The organism is Glutamicibacter sp. BW80, from assembly GCF_002332385.1.
Lineage (GTDB): Bacteria > Actinomycetota > Actinomycetes > Actinomycetales > Micrococcaceae > Glutamicibacter.
Window position 1 is genome coordinate 230416 of the sequence record NZ_NRGV01000015.1, and the last position, 20925, is coordinate 251340.

General features: G+C 61.6%; 19 protein-coding genes. 9 read left to right on the forward strand and 10 right to left on the reverse strand.

The annotated features are described in order from the left end of the window. Nucleotides 1-7 precede the first annotated feature (7 nt). Nucleotides 8-973: a hypothetical protein gene (locus tag CIK76_RS03510; protein WP_096283477.1), complete on the forward strand. Its 966-nt coding sequence runs from the start codon at nt 8-10 to the stop codon at nt 971-973. 64 nt (nt 974-1037) lie between these two features. Here CIK76_RS03510 and CIK76_RS03515 read toward each other — a convergent pair whose 3' ends face one another. Beyond that, nucleotides 1038-1901 (reverse strand): phosphatase PAP2 family protein, encoded by an 864-nt coding sequence (locus CIK76_RS03515; RefSeq protein ID WP_096283479.1) that lies wholly within the window; start codon nt 1899-1901, stop codon nt 1038-1040. 80 nt (nt 1902-1981) lie between these two features. On the opposite strand from CIK76_RS03515, the gene CIK76_RS03520 reads away from it, so the two are divergent. The 3 genes from CIK76_RS03520 to menD all read left to right on the forward strand — a co-directional run bounded on the left by CIK76_RS03520 (nt 1982) and on the right by menD (nt 7058). Then, nucleotides 1982-2989, forward strand: a complete 1008-nt coding sequence (locus CIK76_RS03520; protein ID WP_096283481.1) for an o-succinylbenzoate synthase — start codon at nt 1982-1984, stop codon at nt 2987-2989. 113 nt (nt 2990-3102) lie between these two features. Continuing rightward, nucleotides 3103-5229 (forward strand): PhoX family phosphatase, encoded by a 2127-nt coding sequence (locus CIK76_RS03525; RefSeq protein ID WP_096283483.1) that lies wholly within the window; start codon nt 3103-3105, stop codon nt 5227-5229. 137 nt (nt 5230-5366) lie between these two features. Next, on the forward strand, nt 5367-7058 hold the full coding sequence (gene menD / locus CIK76_RS03530) for a 2-succinyl-5-enolpyruvyl-6-hydroxy-3-cyclohexene-1-carboxylic-acid synthase (RefSeq protein ID WP_255248332.1): 1692 nt from the start codon (nt 5367-5369) through the stop codon (nt 7056-7058). 69 nt (nt 7059-7127) lie between these two features. Here menD and CIK76_RS03535 read toward each other — a convergent pair whose 3' ends face one another. The 4 genes from CIK76_RS03535 to CIK76_RS03550 all read right to left on the reverse strand — a co-directional run bounded on the left by CIK76_RS03535 (nt 7128) and on the right by CIK76_RS03550 (nt 11084). After that, a complete protein-coding gene (locus CIK76_RS03535) occupies nt 7128-7910 on the reverse strand; it encodes an amino acid ABC transporter ATP-binding protein (RefSeq protein WP_096283487.1) in 783 nt (260 codons plus the stop codon). 13 nt (nt 7911-7923) lie between these two features. Next, nucleotides 7924-8715: an amino acid ABC transporter permease gene (locus tag CIK76_RS03540; RefSeq protein ID WP_096283490.1), complete on the reverse strand. Its 792-nt coding sequence runs from the start codon at nt 8713-8715 to the stop codon at nt 7924-7926. A 98-nt stretch (nt 8716-8813) separates the two neighbouring features. After that, nucleotides 8814-9596 carry an ABC transporter substrate-binding protein gene (locus tag CIK76_RS03545; RefSeq protein WP_096283492.1) on the reverse strand — a complete coding sequence of 261 codons (783 nt, stop codon included), beginning with the start codon at nt 9594-9596 and terminating at the stop codon, nt 8814-8816. Nucleotides 9597-9746: 150 nt separating this feature from the next. After that, on the reverse strand, nt 9747-11084 hold the full coding sequence (locus tag CIK76_RS03550; protein WP_096283494.1) for an isochorismate synthase: 1338 nt from the start codon (nt 11082-11084) through the stop codon (nt 9747-9749). Nucleotides 11085-11370: 286 nt separating this feature from the next. Here CIK76_RS03550 and CIK76_RS03555 point away from each other — a divergent pair, with 286 nt between their 5' ends. Then, the gene (locus tag CIK76_RS03555; RefSeq protein ID WP_096283496.1) at nt 11371-12468 is read left to right on the forward strand and encodes a polyprenyl synthetase family protein; all 1098 of its coding nucleotides are present in this window, start codon (nt 11371-11373) and stop codon (nt 12466-12468) included. 66 nt (nt 12469-12534) lie between these two features. Here CIK76_RS03555 and CIK76_RS03560 read toward each other — a convergent pair whose 3' ends face one another. From CIK76_RS03560 to CIK76_RS03575, 4 genes are all read right to left on the reverse strand, one after another. Beyond that, nucleotides 12535-12882 (reverse strand): hypothetical protein, encoded by a 348-nt coding sequence (locus CIK76_RS03560; protein WP_141393446.1) that lies wholly within the window; start codon nt 12880-12882, stop codon nt 12535-12537. Between the two features lie 87 nt (nt 12883-12969). Continuing rightward, complete coding sequence (locus CIK76_RS03565; RefSeq protein ID WP_096283500.1) at nt 12970-13482, reverse strand: HIT family protein; 513 nt, start codon at nt 13480-13482, stop codon at nt 12970-12972. Further along, nucleotides 13482-13916 (reverse strand): hypothetical protein, encoded by a 435-nt coding sequence (locus CIK76_RS03570; protein WP_096283502.1) that lies wholly within the window; start codon nt 13914-13916, stop codon nt 13482-13484. The genes CIK76_RS03565 and CIK76_RS03570 overlap by 1 nt, the downstream gene beginning before the upstream one ends. Before the next feature lie 19 nt (nt 13917-13935). After that, on the reverse strand, nt 13936-15339 hold the full coding sequence (locus tag CIK76_RS03575) for a PucR family transcriptional regulator (protein ID WP_096283504.1): 1404 nt from the start codon (nt 15337-15339) through the stop codon (nt 13936-13938). A gap of 114 nt (nt 15340-15453) precedes the next feature. Here CIK76_RS03575 and CIK76_RS03580 point away from each other — a divergent pair, with 114 nt between their 5' ends. The 3 genes from CIK76_RS03580 to gabT all read left to right on the forward strand — a co-directional run bounded on the left by CIK76_RS03580 (nt 15454) and on the right by gabT (nt 18743). After that, nucleotides 15454-17052: a sodium-dependent transporter gene (locus CIK76_RS03580; protein WP_096283506.1), complete on the forward strand. Its 1599-nt coding sequence runs from the start codon at nt 15454-15456 to the stop codon at nt 17050-17052. Between the two features lie 2 nt (nt 17053-17054). Further along, nucleotides 17055-17195, forward strand: a complete 141-nt coding sequence (locus CIK76_RS03585; protein ID WP_096283508.1) for a methionine/alanine import family NSS transporter small subunit — start codon at nt 17055-17057, stop codon at nt 17193-17195. 207 nt (nt 17196-17402) lie between these two features. Continuing rightward, nucleotides 17403-18743 (forward strand): 4-aminobutyrate--2-oxoglutarate transaminase, encoded by a 1341-nt coding sequence (gene gabT, locus CIK76_RS03590; RefSeq protein ID WP_096283510.1) that lies wholly within the window; start codon nt 17403-17405, stop codon nt 18741-18743. 50 nt (nt 18744-18793) lie between these two features. Here the strand turns inward: gabT and rarD are convergent, their stop codons facing one another. Further along, nucleotides 18794-19732 (reverse strand): EamA family transporter RarD, encoded by a 939-nt coding sequence (gene rarD / locus CIK76_RS03595; RefSeq protein ID WP_096283512.1) that lies wholly within the window; start codon nt 19730-19732, stop codon nt 18794-18796. A gap of 285 nt (nt 19733-20017) precedes the next feature. Between rarD and htpX the strand changes: the two genes are divergently transcribed. Beyond that, nucleotides 20018-20881: a zinc metalloprotease HtpX gene (gene htpX / locus CIK76_RS03600; protein WP_096283568.1), complete on the forward strand. Its 864-nt coding sequence runs from the start codon at nt 20018-20020 to the stop codon at nt 20879-20881. Nucleotides 20882-20925: the final 44 nt, after the last annotated feature.

The window sequence follows — 20925 nt, forward strand, 5'->3', positions numbered from 1 at the left end:
CCTGCTGGTGCTGCCGCTCCTGGTGGTGCTGGGAACGAGACTGGTCCTGGGTGACAGCCTACCCGCGATCACCGCCACCCACTGGTCCGGAAGTTCATACCCCGACGGCTTCACCGACACCCGTGTTTTTGTGGCGGTGTGCTTGAGCCTCGCCATCGGCGGCGGACTGCTCGGTTTGCTCTCCCTGGCGTTGGCCAACAAGCCGATGCTGCATATTGCGTTGCTGTTCCTCGGCGCCATGGCAGCGTGGACCAGCGCCGGACTGTTCGTAGCCTGCGCCGTGCCTACGGCACTAGCCGGGGATCCCACCCAGGCGGTGAGCGGTGGGATGACCTTTGTTGGTGTGCTCGCTTCGCTCATCGGCCTGCTGCCGGTCTGGATTGCCGGGGTGTACCAGCAATTCGGGCGCGAACGCCAAGAACAGCGCCGCCGTCGCGTAGCCCAAGCTCAGGGGCGCAAGCTGGATGAACCGGTACAGGTCGTGGCCCAGAAGGCCACCGAGGAATTCAACCAGAAAGCCAGCGCCCCGTGGGGTTTCTGGCTGCTGGGACTATTCCCGCTGGTGATGGGTATCCTCATGCTGACCGTGATGAAGGGCGATGACGGTTCCGAAAGCCTCATTCTGCTGGTCGCTGGACCGATCTTTGTGCTGCTGCTGACCCCATTGGTTCTCGGAATCTGTCTGGTGCGCGTGCGAATCCACGGCGATAAACTCCGGGTGTCCTCGGCCATCTTCGGGTTCCCGTTGCGCACCCTTGCCCTGGACCAGATCAAGGATGTGCACAGCGAAGAAATTTCACCGATGCTGTGGGGCGGCTGGGGCTGGCGGTTCTTCCCCGGAGGTTCCGCCGTGGCGCTTGGCAAGAGCGAGGGACTGGCCCTCGAACTGCACAACGGCAAACGCTTCGCGGTCACCGTACCCGAGTCGCAACGTGCGGCCGGGATCTTGCAGGCAAAATTGCAGCAAGCCTGACCGGCGGTCATTAGGTCCCGGCCAACGAGGTCAAATAGACCGTGCCTCGGCGAGGCGTATCCTTCTAGCTTTGCAGCTGGCGTGTCGGACCCAGGATTACCGAGCGCAGGCACAGTCCGGCGATGAGCGAAACCGCAGTCACATGCACCAATCCCAGGATCGCATAGGCGATCAGCAGCGCTTCGGGGATGCGTTGGATGTGCGGGTGCGGTAGCAAGACTGCGGCAGCCAGAACCAGCAACCAGATCACCAGGCAGCTTATCCCGGTCCTACGGGACCACGCCGATTTTGAAACGACCGGTGCCAGCGGTTGGATGCGCTGCAGGATGGCGCTGGCCAGCACCAGCCAGAACGCCACGATGAGGAATCCTCCGGCGATATCGCTGGGCCTGTGCCATCCGCAGATCAGCGTAGCGAGTCCCGTGGCCGTCGCGAAGATCCAGGCGATAGGCTGCACCACCGGGCGAAGCTTGGGCGGCGAAATGAGATACATCAGCCCCATGGCTGCGGCGGCTGCCGTGGTGTGTCCGGAAGGGAAAGAATTACCAGCCGTGCCGAAATTGAAGTCGGGCCGTTCCAGAAGCAGATGTTTGAGTACCTGGGTGCTCAGCAACGCCGCGGCCACCGCCGCGACGGCAAGGGCCGCACGCAGGAAACTACGATCCCGAATCACCCGGTAGAGCAAGAAAATCCCTGAAATTCCGGCGCAGATCCACGGCAGGAGATTCAAGAATTCGCGCGCCGGGTCAAGTATTTCCGTGCGCGGCCACCACTGGGTCCAGCCCACGAAGGCGGCCTGATCGGCCCATTGCCCTACGCGAAGCTGAACGAAGAACAAATATTCGACGGCAAATAGTCCGGCGAGCAGCACCAAGGCCCACCACCAGCGAAGGTGGCGAGGGGTACTGAGGAAAGACCGCGGACTCATGACTCTAGAATCTCACATTTCGGCGGGCCAGCCCTATCGCCGATGCCTGTAAGCCTAGACACTATCGATAGTCTAGGCTTATGAATTTTGCCCTGCCTCCGGTGGAAGAACTGATAGCGAATGCGCACGTGGTGCGGTTACCGATGCGGGTGAAATTCCGCGGGGTGACCGAGCGTGAAGCCCTGCTGATTCAGGGTCCGGCCGGGTGGGGAGAGTTCTCCGCCTTCCTCGAATACGGTCCGCCAGAGGCCTCGCGCTGGCTTGCCGCGGCCATCGAATCCGCCTATCAGCCCTTCCCGCCGGCCCTGCGCTCCAGCATCCCGGTCAATGCGACGCTTCCGGCGGTGGCTGCGAACCAAGTGAGCCGTGTTCTGGCGAACTACGATGCGCCGCACACCATCAAGATCAAGGTCGCCGAGAAGGGCCAGAGCCTGCAAGATGACATTGCCCGGGTCGCGAAGACCCGCCAGCTCTTCCCGGAGGCTGCCTTGCGCGTCGATGCGAATACCGGCTGGGGGATCGAGGAAGCCGTCACCGCGCTCCTGGCACTTGCCGAATACGACCTGCAGTACGCCGAGCAGCCGGTTCCCGGAATTACCGGGCTGGCCCAGGTCCGCGAACGGTTGCGTGCCCGCGGAGTAGAGCTGAAAATCGCCGCCGACGAGGCCGTGCGCAAACATACCGATCCGCTCGAAGTCGCCCGCCTGGGTGCAGCGGACCTGATGGTGATCAAGGCCCAGCCCCTGGGAGGCATCAAGGCGGTGCTGGAAATCGCCGCCAAATCAGGGCTGGACGTGGTGGTCTCCAGCGCCCTGGACACCTCCGTGGGGTTGGCGCAGGCCGCCGCCCTGGCTGCGGCTCTGCCGGAGCTTCCCTATGCCTGCGGACTGTCCACCGGCTCGCTATTCGCCGAGGACGTGACCTCGAAGCCGTTGCTGGCCACCGCCGGTCAGCTCCCGGTTCGATCAGTGGAGCCGGAAGCCGAGAAATTGCTCAAGCTGCGGGTCGCCGCGCCACGCAGAATTTGGTGGGAACAACGCCTCCGTGACTGCTACGCGTATCTGGAGCAACCAGAAAACCGTTCCTGACAGGTGTTTACGCGCAGTTAACCTGCGCGACGGCAACAGCTCACCTCTTGATGAAAAGCTCAACTAGTTCGTTCCCCTGAACTTGAGCCAAAGAATGAGGAAGTGCCGTAGTTATGAATCCCATCCGAACCCTGTTGCCGATGCTGGGCCACACCCGCGGCGGACGTTCCGCAGCTACCTGCCACTTCAAATGTGGCGACGCTTGCGTTAAGCCAGAGTGCAACACCTCGGGTAATAGCTACTTCAAGGACATCGCCGACCAGGCCCTCTCGCGCCGCAACGTGCTCGGCTTAGGCGCAGTCGGCGCCTCGGCGCTGGTGATCGGCCCGCAGCTGCTGGGAGCCCCGGGCGCCGTGGCCGCACCGCTGGTGGAGACCGGCCTCGGCAAAGGCGGCCACCTGAAATTCGAAGCCATCGATCCGGTTTCGCGTTCCGTGGACAATATGAGCGTCCCCGAAGGCTACGACTGGCACGCGATCATCCGTTGGGGCGATCCGCTATTCAAGTCGAGCCCGGAATTCGACGCCATGAAGCAGTCCGCGAAGGCCCAGGACCTGCAGTTCGGCTATAACTGCGACTACCTGGACATCATCGCCGACAAGTATTCCGGACGCACCGGCGTGCTGGTGGCCAACCACGAGTACTCCAACGAAGACATGATGTTCGATGCCCAGTGGTTTGCCGAGAACACCGACGAAGCCCGCCGCATCGCGATGAGCTCCCACGGTCTGAGCGTCGTGGAGATCAAGCGCAAGAAGAACGACAAGCGTTGGACCTACGTGGTCGGCGGGGAACGCAACCGCCGCATCACCGCAAGCACCCCATTCGCCGTTACTGGCCCTGCCGCCGGCAGCGATCTGCTGAAGACCGTCGCGGATCCAACCGGCAAGCTTGTGCTCGGTACCTTGAACAACTGCGCCGGCGGAACCACCCCATGGGGCACCGTGCTCTCCGGCGAAGAGAATTTCGACCAGTACTTCCAGGGCCGCGGAACCGCCGAGGAAACCCGTTACGGACTCGGCACCGGTGCTACCGACCGAGGCTGGGAACTGACCGATCCACGCTTTGGCCTGAACAATGCGGGCTACGAAAACGAAGCGAACCGTTTCGGCTGGATCGTTGAGATCGATCCGCAGAATCCAACCTCCACGCCCGTCAAGCACACCAGCCTGGGGCGCTTCAAGCACGAGGGCGCTACGGTACGCATTGCGAAGAACGGCAAGGCAGTTGCCTACTCGGGGGATGACTCGCGTTTCGAGTACATCTACAAGTTCGTCTCGAAGAACACCTACCGCAAGAACGATCGCCAGCACAATATGTCCCTGCTCAACGAGGGCGACCTGTACGTGGCCAAGTTCGCCGGGAACTCCCCGGTTTCCGAATTTGACGGAAGCGGCCAGGTTCCAACGGACGGCGCATTCGACGGCACCGGCCAGTGGATTCCACTGGTGCGAAACGGTGAATCGATGGTCGAAGGCATGAGCGTTGACGAGGTCTTGGTATACACCCGCTTGGCCGCGGACAAGGCCGGCGCCACCAAGATGGACCGTCCAGAGGACGTGGAGCCGAGCCCAGTATCGGGCAAGGTATATGTCGCGCTGACCAACAACACCGACCGCGGCAAGGCCGGCAAGGAAGGCGCTACCGAGCAGAACCCGCGTATCGCGAACCGCGACGGCCACGTGCTGGAAATGACCGAAGCCGGGAACGACGCAACCAGCACCCGCTTCACCTGGAACATCCTGCTCGTTGCCGGCGACCCACGGGTCAACTCCTCGACCTACTTCTCCGGGTACCCGACCGATAAGGTCTCGCCGATTTCTTGCCCGGACAACCTCGCCTTCGACTCGGCCGGCAACCTGTGGATCTCCACCGATGGCGCACCAGGGGTCATCGGCCTGTCTGACGCCTTGCACAAGGTCAGCCTGCACGGCAAGGATCGCGGACGGGTCGAGCAGTTCCTGGCAGTGCCAACCGGTGCGGAGACCTGCGGCCCGGTAGTGCACGACAAGGACAACTCGGTCTTCGTCTCCGTCCAGCACCCGGGCGAGGGCGGCAGCTTCGCGCAGCCGACCTCACTCTTTCCAGACTTCATCAATTCCGCAGATTCGGTCGGGAAGGGCCAGTTCTACGGCCCGCGCCCATCCGTGGTCCAGGTTTTCAAGCAGGGCAACGGTAATGGAAACAATGGAAATGGCAACAACGGAAACGGTAATGGGAACGGCAATAACAAAGACTAGTCTTCAGTCTTAGCCGACCCTAGACCCCGGTGAGGGCGACTCAGTGCAGCACTGAGCGCCTGCACCGGGGTCTTGCCATAACTGGGCATAGACTTGAACCGATGCTTTCAGGCGATACTTCAGGGGTGGAACACGGCGTGAGCGCGCGGCAGGATGAAGGACAACCGGCAATTGACACGGCGCGTCAGATTTTGGCCGCACTGATTCGCGCCGGGCTGCGCGACCTGGTGCTTTCCCCGGGCTCACGCAGCGCACCCCTGGCCTACGCCGCAGCCGAGGCGGAAGCCGCCGGACATTTGCGGTTGCACGTACGCATCGACGAGCGTTCTGCAGGCTTCCTGGCGCTGGGGCTGAGCCACGGATCAAAGATTCCCGTCGCGCTGGCCGCCACCTCCGGAACCGCGATCGGGCAGCTGCTGCCGGCCATCATGGAGGCCAACCACACGGCAACGCCGCTGCTGGTGCTCTCCGCCGACCGCCCCGATGAACTACTGGGGACCGGCGCAAGCCAAAGCACCGACCAGAAGACCTTATTCGGCTCCCACGTGCGTGCGGCGTTGAACGTCGCCGCGGGTGCCGACCCGGCACCAGCGCTCGCCCAAGCACTTGCGGCCCTGGCAGGTTCAACCCGGCAGCCTGGTGGCCCGGTGCAGCTGAACCTGCAATTCCGCGACCCGCTGACGCCCGCAGACGCAGACCGCGTCGAGAAGCAGGCCTGGACCGAACTGAGCCCGGGGCGGTGGCACACGGCCACAGCGCCGGCACCCTGGGCCAAACCCGAGGGCCTGGCTACCCGCCGTACCGTCGTGGTCGCCGGCCATGGAGCCGGCGCCGAAGCCCAGATCTTCGCCGAGGCGCTCGGCCTGCCGCTGTTCGCCGAACCATCCTCCAACGCACGCCATTCCACCCAGGCCATCGGCCACTACCGGCCATTGCTTGCCGTGGGGGCGGGGCAGATTGACCGCGTGGTGCTCTTCGGCCGTCCTACGCTCAGCCGCCCGGTGGGGAAGTTATTGGCGAACCGAGCGGTGTCCACCGCGATCTGGCAGCCGGGACCGGTGGCCTGGTATGAACCCGGACGCCGCCGCGAAATGGTGATCAGCGAACCGGAGAAACTGGTCGAATTCGCCGGGAGCGCGCCGGAAGGGTGGATGGCGGCTTGGCGGGACCTCGATGCCCAGGCGCTCGCCGTACGGCAGGGCCTGGCGGACGAAGCGCTGCTCACCGGCCCGGTGGTTGCCGAGGAAATTTGGCGGACGCATTGCGGCCCGCTGCTTTTGGGATCCTCGAATATCGTCCGCGACTTCGACCTAGCCGCAATTCCCGCCGCCGCGGCCGGGGCTAGGGTATTCGCCAACCGTGGGCTTGCCGGGATCGACGGAACGATCTCGACCGCGCTGGGCCTGGCGGTGGCCACCGGTGAACCGACGCTGAGCGTCATGGGAGATATCACCTTCCTGCATGACGCCAGTTCCCTGGCGTGGACCCCGGGGGAAGCGGAGCCGGACCTCGACGTGGTGGTCTATAACGACGGGGGAGGCGCGATCTTCTCCACGCTGGAACACGGGCAGGTAGAGCAGTCAGGACGCTACGCGCAGACGGTCGAGCGGCTCTTCGCCACGCCGCAAAATGCCCGGCTGAAGGCGCTGGCGGCGGCTTATGGATGGCGATACCAACTGGTAGCGACGCGGACCGAGCTGCGCGAGGCGCTGCGGACCCCCAAGGCATGCAAGCTGCGGCTGATCGAAATCGCTGCGAGCAGAGCGGGGCTGCGGGCCGATAGCCTGGAACTCGCCTCGCGCATAGCCGAACTTCGCTGGCCCGCGTAATCCCAAAAAAGCAGGGCATGGAATCAGCGATCGCCGACTCCATGCCCTGCTTTTTGCGGACCATGCCGCCTAGAGGTCTACGTGTGTTGGGTCCAGAACCCGGCGCAGGAAGTCCTGCGTGCGCGGCTGCTGCGGATTGCCGATCACATCCACGGCCTTGCCTTCTTCGACCACGATGCCTCCGTCCATGAACACCACACGGTCGGCAACTTCCTTGGCGAAGCTCATCTCGTGGGTGACCACCAGCATCGTCATGCCGGACTTGGCGAGGTTCTTCATAATCGACAGAACTTCGCCCACCGTCTCGGGGTCCAAGGCACTGGTTGGCTCGTCGAAGAGCATCAGCGTTGGTTCCATCGAGAGCGCGCGGGCGATCGCCACGCGCTGCTGCTGCCCACCGGAGAGCTGATCCGGGTAGCGTTCGCCGAAATCTCCCAGGCCTACCCGTTCCAGATTGCTCAGGGCGATCTTGCTGGCGTCCTTCTTGTTTCGCTTGAGCACCTTGAGCTGGGCCACCGTGCAGTTCTCCAGCACCGTCAGGTGCGGGAAGAGGTTGAACTGCTGGAAGACCATGCCCACGTTCTGGCGCATCTTATCCAGATTGACCTCCGAATCGGTGGTCTCGAAACCTGCCACGTGGATGGTTCCGCCGTTAGGCTGTTCGAGCAGATTCACACAGCGCAGCAAGGTGGACTTGCCGGAACCCGAAGGGCCGATCAAGCACACCACTTCACCCGGTTTGACCTCGAGGTCTATTCCCTTGAGCACTTCATTGGAACCGTAGGCCTTGCGCAGCCCGACGATGCTCACGCCCGAAGCTTTGACCGATAGCTCATTATTTGGAGTCGTCATTCTCTGTTCCTAACTATCGCTTGGTCCGCGCCGAGCGGGATTCGAACTTGCGAGCAATCAGGCTCAGCGGAATGGTGATCACCAGGTAGAACAGACCGGCAACGACCAGCGGAGTGATACCTGCATCCAGTGATGAGATGCCGTCACGACCGAATTTGGTCATCTCGTATTGGGTGAAGGCGGCCCCGAGGATGAAGGCCAGCGAGGTGTCCTTGGTCAGCAAGATGATTTCGTTGGTCATCGGAGGGAGCACGATCTTGAATGCCTGCGGGATCACGATGGTGACCATTGCGCGCCAGGCGGGCATGCCCAGCGAACGGGCGGCCTCGGTCTGGCCCTTGGGCACAGCCTGCAAACCTGCACGCAGGGTCTCCGCGATGTAGGCGGAGGAGACCAGACCCAAGGCGAACATGATGTTCACCGGTTGTGGCCAGTTGGTTCCAAATGCCTGAGGCAAACCGAAACCGAAGGCCAGGAGCACCAGGATGGCGGGAATGCCGCGGAAGAACTCGATGAATGCGGTTGCGAACCACCGGTACGGTGCGAACGAGGCCATCTTCATCAGTGCCAGCAGCAAACCCAGGACCAGGCCGAAGGCGAAGGAAATCACCGTGTAGAACACGGTGTTTCGCAAGCCAATCAGGATCATGTCCGGGAACATCGGTCCCAATTTTTCGAAGGAGAAGAACGCATAGCGTGCCTTCTCCCAGTCCACGGCAAACAGAATCGCGATGACCGCGATCACGAAGATCACGATCTGGATGGTCTTGCTCATGCGGGCACGCTGACTTGTAGTCATTGCCATGCTTGAAAACCTCTCGTAAAGGTAAGGGGAGCCGAGGCGAGGACTTTTTGAGTCTCGCCTCGACTCCGCCTGGTGTTCATTCGTTCAGCGATGCAGAATTACTTCTCGCCGAACCACTTCACGGTCAGTTCTTCCATGGTGCCGGCATCGGTCAGACGCTTCAGGGTGCCATTGACCAGCTCGAGGGTTTCGGCTTGTTCCTTTGGTACCGCAATACCTAGCTGCTCACCGGTCTTGAAGTCAGCGACCACCTTGAAGCCTGGCTTGTCCTTGATGGTGTAGCCAAGCACCGACTGGTTGCCCAGCAATGCGTCGACCTGGCCAGCAAGAAGCGCCTGGGTCTGCAGGCCGGCATCTTCGTAGCCGATGGTGTTGTTCAGCCCCTGCTCCTTGGCGTACTTCTCGCCGGTGGTCGCCTGCTGCACGCCGACCTTCTTGCCCTTCGCGGACTCCAGATCGGTGACTCCCGAACCTTCGGCCGCAATCAGCACCAGATCATCGTCCATGTAAGGGGTGGAGAAATCCATCTTGGCTGCACGTTCCTCGGTGATGGAGACCGAGGAGATCGCGATATCGCACTGCACGCTGAACAGGCCCGACTCGATCGAGTCGAAGCTGGCATCGATGACATTCAGATCGAGCTCGGCATCCTTGGCGATTTCGGCGGCGATGTCCATGTCGAAGCCGACATTCTTTCCGTCCTGGACAAATTCGAAAGGCTCGTAGGGGATATCTGAGCAAAAGGTGAGCTTGCCGGCGTTGACCGGGAATCCACTGTCTTCGGACTCATCGGAAGTCCCCGAACCGCAGGCGGTGAGGGCCAAGAGGGCCACCGAGGAAACGGCGAGAGTTGAAACGAAGCGTTTCTTGAGAGGACGCATAGGATCAGAACCTACTTTCGGTAATGCGAGTGGATCATTGCGTAGGAACAATCATAACCACGGACGCACTAGACCGAGACTTCCATCACACATGACGCGCAAAGCATCAGCTTTGCTTATGCTCAGATTCGGCTCATCGGCCGCTGGGTTCTATTCCGCGCGCAGGGCCTGGCGCATCGGACGCATCTTGGCCCAGGACTCGGCCAGCTCGGCTACCGGTTCGGAGCCGGGCACAATGCCGCATCCTGCGTAGAGCCGCATGAGATTCTCGGCTTCGAGCATTCCTCCGCGCAGTGCGATGCCAAATTCGCCATCCCCGCGGCTGTCCACCCAGCCCACCGGTCCGGCATAGGGGCCGCGGTCCATGCCTTCCAATTCGCGCAGCAATACTCCGGCAGGCTTCGTCGGGGTGCCGCATACGGCGGCGGTCGGGTGGAAAATCTGCGCAACATCCAGTGCCGAGGGGAGCTGGCCCTCGGCGTCGGCGCGCAATTCGGCGCGGACGTCGCTTGCCAGATGCCAGACATTGGGAAGCGCGAGGATAAACGGTTCCTCGGGCGACTGCATGCCATGGGAAATCGGGTTCAAGGATTCGGTCAGCGAGTCGATAGCCAACTGGTGTTCGTGGCGCTGCTTGGGATCCTCGAAGAGTTTTTCCTGCGCGTAGCCCGGCGCATTGGCGCCTTCGGTGGCCCGGTCCAGGGTACCGGCCAGCACGCGAGCCTCGGCAAGTCCGTTGGTGACGCGCACCAGCATCTCCGGAGTCGCGCCAACCAATCCATCAACGGCGTAGGTCCAGCAATTCTCATATTGTTCGGTCAAGATGCGCAGCACCGAGGCCAGGTCGATCGGCTTGGTGCTCCGAGCCAGGATGTCGCGCGCCAGCACCAGTTTGGAAATGCCGCGCTCTTCGAACTGTCCCAGCGCCGCCGTCACGGCTTCCAGATAGGATCCCGCGGTGAGCTGGCCGGTGGTGAGCTCGATTTCCCCCGGATCCTGGGCGGGAATTGCCGAACTCGCGAGCTTTTCCTCGGCCAATCGCAGGGCGTCGGCAAATTTCATCCCTTCGAGCTTCTTCGCCGGTCCGGTGATCGTGATCCATGCCTGCTCCCCGTCCTTGCCCAGGACCACCTCAGGGATGACCAGCCGTGAGGCGAAGGTGCTGGTGAAGGAGAAAGCGAACGAACCGAAGGCGACCAGGCCGCTGCCGGGACGGGCAATCGGGTCGGTGATCTGCGCCAGCTTGATGATTTGGGCAAACCATCCCCGGGCCTGTGCGAAACGCTCTTCGCCCTGCGTGTGGATCTGGGCGGCGACGCCGAATCCAACGAGGCCATTTCCGTTGCGCGTCCAAACCATGGCGTGGTGGCGGAGGGAATCGGAAATTAATGACTGCGCGGCATCTTTGAAATCGAAGGTGACACTGGTCAGGGCCGGTGTCGTTGATTGATGCGCGCTGGCGGCGAGAGCGGTCGAATCGGCAGACATGATAAGGCTAAGCCTACCGCGCAACAGGCTGGACGGTCGCGTGGAGGTGTTGCTGCTCACCCATGTGAGATGCGCCGGGTCTGTTCCTCCGGGCCCGCGCCAACCGGTAAACTCGGGGGCGAATACAGTTCGGGTACTTCGACTGTCATTGACGGTGGTTGCGGAGCGCCCGAAGACGTTGACTGGTAAGCATCGGCTAGAGTGAAGTTTGCGTGCATTTGGCATGCATGGAGTCTTCGCACTCTGCGATGACCAACCCGATGAAAGATAAGTAAGCCGTAAAACAGTGACTGATTCCAAGAGCAACTGGACCGCAGCCGGGCACGACGTGTCCGACTCGATTGAGCTGAATCCTGAAACCGCGGTACTCGCTGCGGCCCTCAATCTTCCCTCGGGCTTCGCGCTGATCGCCGAGGACCCGGAGTATGGTCCCGCCATCTCCACCGGCATGGCCAAGGTTGAGAAGCTGCTGCGCGACGCGATCGCCAACTCCGACCCGCTGATAGATGCCACCAGCCGCCACCTTGTGGAGGCCGGCGGCAAACGTGTGCGCCCCCTGCTGGTGCTGCTCACGGCGCTGCTCGGCGAGGGCATCAACGACGAGGTCATCAAGGCCGCCGCTATCGTTGAGTTAACCCACCTGGCTACGCTGTACCACGATGACGTGATGGACTCAGCTCCCATGCGTCGCGGTGCACCGACCGCCCATGAGGTCTGGGGAAATTCTGTGGCCATCCTGGCCGGAGACCTGATCTTCGCCCGTGCGTCGGTCTTTGGCGCCGAGCTCGGTACCGAGGCGGTGAATTGGCAGGCGCGCACCTTCGAGAGGCTGTGCCTCGGCCAGCTGCACGAGTCAATCGGCCCGCGCGAAAGCGAAGACGCGATTGCCCATCACATTCAGGTGATCAGCGACAAGACCGCTTCCCTGCTGGCAACCTCCGGGGCCTATGGCGCCAACTTCGGCGGCTGCCCGCAATTTATCGATGTGCTGCGCGAGTACGGTGAAAAGGTTGGTGTCGCCTTCCAGGTAGCCGACGACGTGATTGATATTGCGTCCAAGGAAGCCGAATCGGGCAAGACTCCCGGCACGGACTTGCGCGAAGGCGTGCCGACGCTGCCAATCTTGCTGCTGCGCCAAGCAGCCGAGCACGGCGACGAAGCGGCGCAGGCGGCCGTAGCACTGGTCGAGGCGGACTTGAGCACCGATGAGGCGCTGGCGGTCGCCGTCGCGGCGGTCGCCGCGCACCCGGCCACCACCGAAGCATGGAAAGTCGCCCGCCGCTGGGCCGACGACGCCATTGCCGTACTTGCGCCACTGCCCGAGGGAACCATCAAGCAGGCGCTGATTTCCTTCGCCGATGCGGTCGTGACCCGCGAAGCCTAGTTCTACGCACCAAAGCGCTGCTTGCGATCTCAATCGGGATCGCAAGCAGCGCTTTGTTTTAATCTGCTAGGGCACTGCCGGATTTTTCGCGGCGAGCAATTGCAGGAAGAAGCAAAATGCGAGACCGAAGAACGGGGTGAGCAGCAGCGGTTCGCTAATCCCCGAGAGCTTAGCGGACAGCGCAACAGCCAACGACCCAAGAGTGATCACCAAGCACGCAAGCCGAGAAACCTTCGGAGTATTGAGCATGCCTGCGGTCGCCGCGGAAGCCAGAATAACCCACGCTATGATTAGCCAGTTCTGTGCCGCGCTGGGTGTCGCTTGAGTCATGCTCCAGAGCACGGCGCAGGAAACGAAGACCGCGAGAACGGCCAGGATCGTGGGTTTATGCGTGTCTTTACTGCGTTGCACCATCACCATCACCAAAGAGCGTAGCCGGTTTGTTCCCATAACCGTAGCCGGTGCAGGGCGCTTGGTGAAGGGGTGAAACGCAATCCTCACTCAGCGAATAATTTCCGCCTGCTGTAACCGGTTTGGGTGATCGGGCGAGCATAGCGCCGCGCGCAGCTCCCTGGCCTTCTGCGCCCGTTCGTCGACCGGGACGCGGTGGCGCAGCTGGCGGTACAGCTCGTCGTCTGCATAGCGCGGGAACACATGCTGGTGATAGTGCCAGACATGCTGATTGCCCGCAGGCTCGTTGTGCTGGCGGGTGCTGGTTCCTTCCGGATTCCACGCCAATTTCATCGCCAGGGCGACGCGCTTGGTCTCCCGCATGATGGCAGCGCCGGTTCGCTCGTCCAGGTCGTAGAGCGCTTCCAAATGCGCGGTGGGAATGATCATCACATGACCGCCGTAGTTCCCGAATCCGTCGCAGGCCATGATCGCGGCAACCAATTCGGTCTGATAAATCAGATCGCTCGGCGCGCAGAGGTTGCCTTCGCTAAATGGCTGCTCGTTGACAAGCTCGCAAAAAGGGCAGCGATATCCTGCTGGTTCATGGGAACTATGCAGCACTAGTCATCCAGTTCGGCGGCTAGTTCTTCGAAGACCCAGCTGAACAGGTCCAAGGTGAATTCGCTGAAGGTTCCTTCTTCGCTGACCCAGGTTCCCTTGGCATTATTGCGGCGGTATACGATCGGATCCGGCACGTCGAGCTGGGAGGCTTTAAAGCCCCACACGTATTTCTCTTCTTCGTCTTCGAGGAACAACAGGTAATCCCCGTCGATTTCCAGCTCTTCGGGGTCGAAGAAGAAATGGTAGGCCTCGGTGAAGTCCTCGTTATTGCCGACCGCGAGGTAGAACTCTTCGAGCACGAAAGGAATGGAAACCCCCGATTGGGCCAGCCCCTCGGCCAATTCTTCGGCGGTCAATCCGTCAGCTTCATTCCACTGGTCCTCAAGGTACTTGGGGACGAGGGAACGGAACTTTTCAAGAAACATGTCAGCCATGTCTTTATCCTATCGAGAATTAGCCCAGTTCAAGTGCGCTCAACGCGATCCACAGCTGCACGCGATCGCTGGTGACGTTCGGGTCGTACCCGGTGAGTTCAGAGATCTGCTGCATGCGATAGCGCACGGTATTGCGGTGCAAGCCCAGTGATTCCGCGACGGCGCCTACCGAGCCGTCGCGATTGAGGTATTCGCGCAGCGTCCGTTCAAGGTCGGAATCGTGAGTTGCATCAAATTTGCGAATCGGTCCCAAGGCTTCCTCGGCCAGGTCCTGCAAGGGAACATCTCGGGCGGCGAGCAACAGCGAGGTCAGCGACAACTTATTGGGCACGTTGACGCGGTCACCATGGCGCAAGGCTTCGAGAGCTTCAAAATAGCTCCACCGGATGCCCGAGGTATTCGGGTAGCGCCCGCCATATCCCACCCGTGCGGTGATACCCGCGTCATTCAGGTAGGCATCAAGTCGTCGAATCGAATGCTGCAGCTGGTTGTGTGCCACGATAATCGCCAGGCGGTCCTCGACGATTACGGAAACCTGTGAGCTCAGTTCGGCCGGCAAGGGCAGCGCCGGCAAGCGTTCGGGGTGCGTCGCGGCCTGAATCAAGATCACCGCATGCTCGCGCTTCGGATTGAGCCCCAGCGCGCCGATTCTGACCGTCGCATCGTCCCCGGCCAGCGTGCCGGCGGCCAGGTCCGCTAGCACCTGGCCGTTGGCTTGGCGTTCCGAGGCGAGCAGCCGGGCGTTGTTGGCAACCTCAAGTCCGATCAGCGACTGCGCGTATTCGATCAGAGGATCTGGCGCGTACGGCTGCGCTAGGTGCAGAATGCATTTGTCGCGGATGCCGGTGGCCACCGGCAGGCTATTCCAATCGCGTTGCTCGTCGTAGTTGCCGCTGATGCTTTCGCCATAAAGAGTCAACGCCACGTCGGTCTTCAATATCCGGGCGAGTTCATCGAGCATGGTGTCCAGATCGGAGGACAGCAATGCGCGGGTCAGCCGCTGGTGCGAGCGCAGCAGGCGTTCGAGCCGCTGCAGGTGGTCCGCGTTCAGCGCCTCGGCGATGATGCGAGTGATTGCGGCAAAGGGAATCTGATAGGGAACCTCGAAGACCGGGAGGCCGACCTCATTTGCTGTCTGCAGGATTGAGGCTGGGACATTTTTGTGGCCCAAGCCGGTGCCGAAGCCCAAGGCCACGACGTCATTCTGCGCGAGGGTCTTGACGAATTCTCGTTGGCTGGCCGTCGTCTTCTGCCGGACCCCCGTGGTGAGCACGATTTCCCGGCCGGTGAGGAAGTCTGCCGGATTGAGAAGTTCGGTGACCGCGCCCCAGGTGATTGCGGTGTCATTGGCTGCCGAATGATCGTTGAGCGGACGAAGATCCAGCTCGTCAAGGGCCAATAGGGCGCGTAGTGTGATTGCCATACGGCAATTCTATGGTGCCGCGCAAAAGTTCCCGAAAAACCCAGTTGTTCAGATTATGGACAATTTTCTTGGAGAATTGCCCATAATGTGAACCATTTGCGCTAGTTTAGTGCCATGAGCACTCCATCTTTGAAAAAGGGCGCTCCACTCGCTGAAGGCAAGCGCGAGACGTTCTCGTCGCGCAAGCTTTTTATTCTCTCGGCGATTGGTTCAGCCGTTGGTCTGGGAAACATCTGGCGTTTCCCCTATGTCGCCTACGAGAACGGTGGCGGCGCGTTCCTGATTCCCTACCTCGTCGCAATTCTCTGCGCCGGTATTCCACTGCTATTCCTGGACTATTCGATCGGCCACCGCTACCGGGGTTCGGCCCCGCTGGCATACCGCCGCGCGAGCCGCAAGGCCGAGGTGCTTGGCTGGTGGCAGGTATTGATCTGCTTCATTATCGCCATCTACTACGCGGCCATCATCGCGTGGGCAGCCATGTACTGCTGGTTCTCCCTGACGAAGGCCTGGGGCGATGACGCCGCGACCTTCTTCATGGAGGGCTTCCTCCAGGTCGCGCCGGAAGCCGGTGTCTCAATGGATATCGTGGGCGGGGTCTTCGGGCCAATGCTCGGCGTCTGGCTGGTAGCCATCATCATTATGGTTGCCGGTGTCAACAAGGGCATTTCACGTGCCAACGGCTTCATTATGCCGCTGCTCATCGTGATGTTCTTGATCCTTGTCGTCCAGTCGGTCTTCCTGCCCGGAGCAGTCGATGGCCTGAACGCCTTCTTCACTCCGAACTTCGAAGCGCTGTCGAACCCAGGGGTGTGGGCTGCGGCCTTCGGCCACATCTTCTTCTCCCTGTCTATCGCCTTCGGCATCATGGTCACCTACTCCTCGTACATGAGGCGCAAGAGCGACCTGACCGGTTCGGGCTACGTGGTGGCCTTCGCCAACTCCAGCTTCGAACTGCTTGCCGGCATTGGTGTTTTCGCGGCGCTGGGCTTCATGGCCTACAACGCGAACTCTGCGGTTTCCGATGTGGCCGCCAGCGGTATCGGCTTGGCCTTCATTGCCTTCCCAACCATCGTCTCCGCCGCGCCATTCGGCTCGGTCATCGGCGTGCTGTTCTTCGGTTCGCTGGTCTTTGCGGGGATTACCTCGTTGATCTCGATCCTTGAAGTCATCGTGGCGGCGTTCCAAGACAAGCTGGGCTGGAACCGCAAGGCCGCCACCTTGGTGGTGACCCTTCCGGTGGCGCTGATCTCGATGATTCTGTTCCCGACCACGACCGGGCTGTACCTGCTGGACACCATGGACGCATTCGTGAACCAGTTCGGCATTCTCGCCTGTGCCTTGGTGCTGATCATTGTCTTCGGCGCTGGCCTGGGCATGCTGCCGCGTCTGGCCAAGCACCTGAACCGCCACAGCTCCATCAAGCTGGGCACCGCGTGGATGGTTCTCGTCGGTGGCGTCGGCCCGGCGGCGCTTGGCTACATGCTGATCAACGAGATCCAGACCAAGATTTCCGAGCCGTATTCCGGCTACCCGGTCTGGTTCAACGGCATCTTCGGCTGGGGCATGGCAGGCGCACTGATCGTCGGTGCCGTGCTGCTCTCGCTCGTTCCATGGAGCAAGAAATCGAAGCTGAATGATCCCGAATTTGCGGAACATCAGAAAAAAGTCGAGGCAGAAGAATTGCCCGATCCAGTCGGAAAGGAGTACTAGCCATGAGCGGCATTGCAATCACCTTCATGATCATCGCCATGTTGACCATTTGGGGCGGCCTGGCGATCAGCCTAGTGAATCTCTCGCGCAATCCGGAAAAGCACGATGACGATGTCGAGCCGGCCACCACTGGCAACGAATAACCACTAGGTCACTGCCTAAAGAACTAAGCCTCCTCCTTTTCGGATATGTGTCCGGAAGGGAGGAGGCTTTTTCTCTGTGCAAGTGCACTGTGAATATGGTTCATTATTGTGCTGGTACGGGTAGAGCAATATGCCGCACGGCCATATTCTTCTAGATAGAGTCATTCCGGCATCAAGGACCGGCAATATTTTTCGAAAGGAAACACGGTGGACGTTACTTACCGCATTGAGCAGAAACGCCAGATTAATGGTGCCTTCCCAGGACCAAAGTCCCAAGCATTGAGCGCCCGCCGTGCCAAGGCGGTCGCCGCCGGCGTGGCCTCCAGCCTGCCGGTCTACGCAGCCGATGTCGATGGCGGAATAATCGTCGACGTAGACGGCAACCAGCTCATTGATCTCGGTTCTGGCATCGCGGTCACCTCCGTAGGCGCTTCCAACCCTGCGGTGGCCAAGGCCGTCGCCGAGCAGGCGGCTCGGTTCACCCACACCTGCTTCATGGTGGCCCCTTATGAGAACTACATCGAGCTGGCCGAGAAGCTTGCGGCGATCACTCCGGGCAACTTCGAGAAGCGCGCGGTATTCTTCAACTCCGGGGCCGAAGCGGTAGAAAACGCGATCAAGGTCGCTCGCGTGGCTACCGGCCGCCAGGCGGTTGTAGCCTTCGACCACGCCTACCACGGCCGCACCAACCTCACCATGGGCCTGACTGCCAAGGCGGCACCATACAAGCGCGGCTTCGGTCCGCTGGCACCGGAGATCTACCGGATGCCAATGAGCTACCCCTACCGGGAAGAGAACCCGAACATGTCCGGCAAGGAAGCAGCCGAGCGCGCGATCCTGGCCATGGAGAAGCAGATCGGCGGCGACCAGATTGCCGCGATCATCATCGAACCAATCCAGGGCGAGGGCGGCTTCATTGTCCCGGCCACCGGCTTCCTGCCGCGCCTGGTCGAGTGGGCCAAGGAAAACGGCATCGTCTTCGTTGCCGATGAAGTCCAGGCCGGCTTCGCGCGCGCTGGCGCGTGGTTTGCTTCCCAAATCGAAGGGATCGAACCCGATCTGGTGACCGTGGCCAAGGGCATTGCCGGCGGCATGCCCTTGTCGGGACTCATCGGGCGCGCAGAATTGCTCGATTCGGTGCACGGCGGCGGACTCGGCGGAACCTACGGCGGCAACCCGGTTGCCGTAGCCGCGGCGCTGGAGAGCATCAAGTTCATGGAAGAGCAGGATCTGGCCGGGCGTGCCCGCGAGATCGAAAAGCAGTTCTTCGCCCGCTTCGAAGCCCTGCAAAAGGATGTTCCGGCGCTGGGCGACGTCCGCGGCCGCGGCGCGATGGTTGCCCTCGAACTGGTCAAGGCCGGCGGCAAGGAACCAGACGCGGAACTGACCAAGAAGGTCGCCGCCGAGTGCCTGGCCCAAGGTGTGCTGATCCTCACCTGCGGCACCTACGGCAATGTGGTGCGCCTGTTGCCTCCGCTGGTCATCGGAGACGCGCTGCTGAGCGAAGCCTTTGATGTCCTGGAGGCAGCGATTCGCAAGCACGCGTAACTCGCTCAAACTCAAGTGGCCTGGTTCCAATAAACCAGGCCACTTGTGCGTTAACTAACCTGTTTTGGTTCTGGGCCGCGCCCGGTCCGCGGCGTGCGAACCATGTCGAGAATGATCAGCACAACCGCCGTCCAGACCAGCCCGAACCCGATCCAGCGCTCCACGGGCATCGATTCGCCGAAAACCAGCAGGCCGAGGATGAACTGCATGATCGGGGCCAGGAACTGCAAGGAGCCCAGGGTGCTCAGCGGCAGGCGGCGTGCGGCCCCGCCGAAAAGCAGCAGGGGCACGGCCGTGATGATGCCACTGGCGGCCAACAGGGCCAGCATCGGCAGTTCGACCCCGGTGAAGACCGAGGAGCCTTGGCTCGACGTCCAGATCAGGAAGACGCCGGCCAGGGGCGCCAGGATCAGAGTTTCCATGGTCAGCGCCCCAAGGGCGGTGCCGCTTTTCCCCACCTGGCTCTTGACCAGTCCGTAGAAGCCGAAGGAAAACGCCAAGCCCAGTGAGATCCATGGGACTCGGCCGAGGCCGAAGGTCAGAACCAGCACCGCAATCGTGGCCACGGCCAAGGCGGCCCATTGCAACCGGCTCAGTCTTTCCTTCAGGACAAGCACGCCGAGCACGATGGCGACGATGGGATTGATGAAATAGCCCAGCGATGCCTCAAGGACATGGCCGGTGAGTACCGCCACGGCATAGAGCGTCCAGTTCACCGCGATCAGCACGCTGGCCAACGCCAGACGGCTCACCGTCTGGCGATTTCTGAACATGCTGAGGAACAAGCGAATCTGCTTGGTCACGAATAGCAGCAGGGCGCAGAAAACCAGCGAGAAGACGATGCGCACGGCGACGAATTCGAAGGCGGAGATTTCCGGCAGCAAAAGGAAGTACAGGGGGAGCAGCCCCCAGACCAAATATGCGGTCGTGCCTTGGATCAGGCCAAGGGAATGTTCGGAGCGAACTGGTTTAGTGCTTCCGGAACTCATCAGTTAATCGTTTCCACTTCCACCGAGCCACCACGGGCCGCAGGCGGCGCCGTGGATCAGAGCATTGTCAGTCGATCGTATGCCCAAGGGCCGGGTACGGCCGCGCAAGGTGATGGTAGTCACGCCGCGGCTCAGGCGGGGATTAAATCACACCGGCGGGGCGCACCGTGATCCAGCTCGCACCAGGGGAGAGGGCTCCGGCGGGGAACAAACATGCCGACTTGCTCGTTCAAATACACTAGAGAGAACCGCAATGGGATTTCGAACATGGGGAGTGGACCCAAGGTGCATCAACACAACAATGGCTTCAAAACCGCGCTTTTGCTCGGTGGAATGTTTGCCCTCCTGCTGGCGCTCGGATCGCTGATTTCCTTCGGCAGCGGAAACGGCTCATTCATCTGGATCTTTGCCCTGATCGGCGTGGGCACCACCGCCTATGGCTACTGGAACAGCGACAAGATCGCCCTGCGCTCGATGCATGCCTACCCCGTCACCGAGGCGGATCAGCCAGCCATGTACCGCATCGTTCGCGAGCTGTCGATTAATGCCCAGCAGCCGATGCCTAGGCTCTACGTGTCCCCGACTACCTCGCCCAATGCCTTCGCGACCGGGCGCAACCCGCAGAACGCCGCGGTGTGCTGCACCGAGGGGATCTTGCAGCTGCTCGACGAGCGCGAGCTGCGCGGAGTGCTGGGCCACGAACTGATGCATGTGTACAACCGCGACATCCTCACCTCGTCGGTGGCGGCGGCCGTGGCCGGCGTGATCACCTCCGTCGCCCAATTCATGCTGTTCTTCGGCGGACGGGACAACCGCAACGTCAATCCGATTGCACTGATCGCGATGTCCTTGCTGGCACCGCTGGCCGCCTCGCTCATCCAGATGGCTGTGAGCCGAACCCGCGAGTTCGATGCGGACGAAGACGGCGCCAAACTCACTGGCGATCCGCTGGCGCTGGCCAGCGCCTTGCGCCGGCTTGAATCCGGGATCAGCGCCGCCCCGCTGGCCGCGCAAGACCAGAAGCTGGTGAACAGCTCGCATCTGATGATCGCGAACCCCTTCGGCTCGCGCCTGAAGCAAATGTTCTCGACTCACCCCGCCATGGACGACCGAGTCGCCCGGTTGGAAGCGATGGCCCGCGGCCACTAGCACTTCGACAGAAAATTCACCATGCAATGACAAAGCCGTTGCCA

Coding starts and splice junctions, on each gene's coding strand:
- CIK76_RS03570 (WP_096283502.1), bottom strand. CDS start 13,916: ATGGCTGACATGTTTCTTGAAAAGTTCCGTTCCCTCGTCCCCAAGTAC.
- CIK76_RS03515 (WP_096283479.1), bottom strand. CDS start 1,901: ATGAGTCCGCGGTCTTTCCTCAGTACCCCTCGCCACCTTCGCTGGTGG.
- CIK76_RS03560 (WP_141393446.1), bottom strand. CDS start 12,882: ATGGTGCAACGCAGTAAAGACACGCATAAACCCACGATCCTGGCCGTT.
- CIK76_RS03550 (WP_096283494.1), bottom strand. CDS start 11,084: ATGTCTGCCGATTCGACCGCTCTCGCCGCCAGCGCGCATCAATCAACG.
- rarD (WP_096283512.1), bottom strand. CDS start 19,732: ATGAGTTCCGGAAGCACTAAACCAGTTCGCTCCGAACATTCCCTTGGC.
- CIK76_RS03520 (WP_096283481.1), top strand. CDS start 1,982: ATGAATTTTGCCCTGCCTCCGGTGGAAGAACTGATAGCGAATGCGCAC.
- CIK76_RS03545 (WP_096283492.1), bottom strand. CDS start 9,596: ATGCGTCCTCTCAAGAAACGCTTCGTTTCAACTCTCGCCGTTTCCTCG.
- CIK76_RS03585 (WP_096283508.1), top strand. CDS start 17,055: ATGAGCGGCATTGCAATCACCTTCATGATCATCGCCATGTTGACCATT.
- CIK76_RS03525 (WP_096283483.1), top strand. CDS start 3,103: ATGAATCCCATCCGAACCCTGTTGCCGATGCTGGGCCACACCCGCGGC.
- CIK76_RS03535 (WP_096283487.1), bottom strand. CDS start 7,910: ATGACGACTCCAAATAATGAGCTATCGGTCAAAGCTTCGGGCGTGAGC.
- CIK76_RS03540 (WP_096283490.1), bottom strand. CDS start 8,715: ATGGCAATGACTACAAGTCAGCGTGCCCGCATGAGCAAGACCATCCAG.
- CIK76_RS03575 (WP_096283504.1), bottom strand. CDS start 15,339: ATGGCAATCACACTACGCGCCCTATTGGCCCTTGACGAGCTGGATCTT.
- CIK76_RS03580 (WP_096283506.1), top strand. CDS start 15,454: ATGAGCACTCCATCTTTGAAAAAGGGCGCTCCACTCGCTGAAGGCAAG.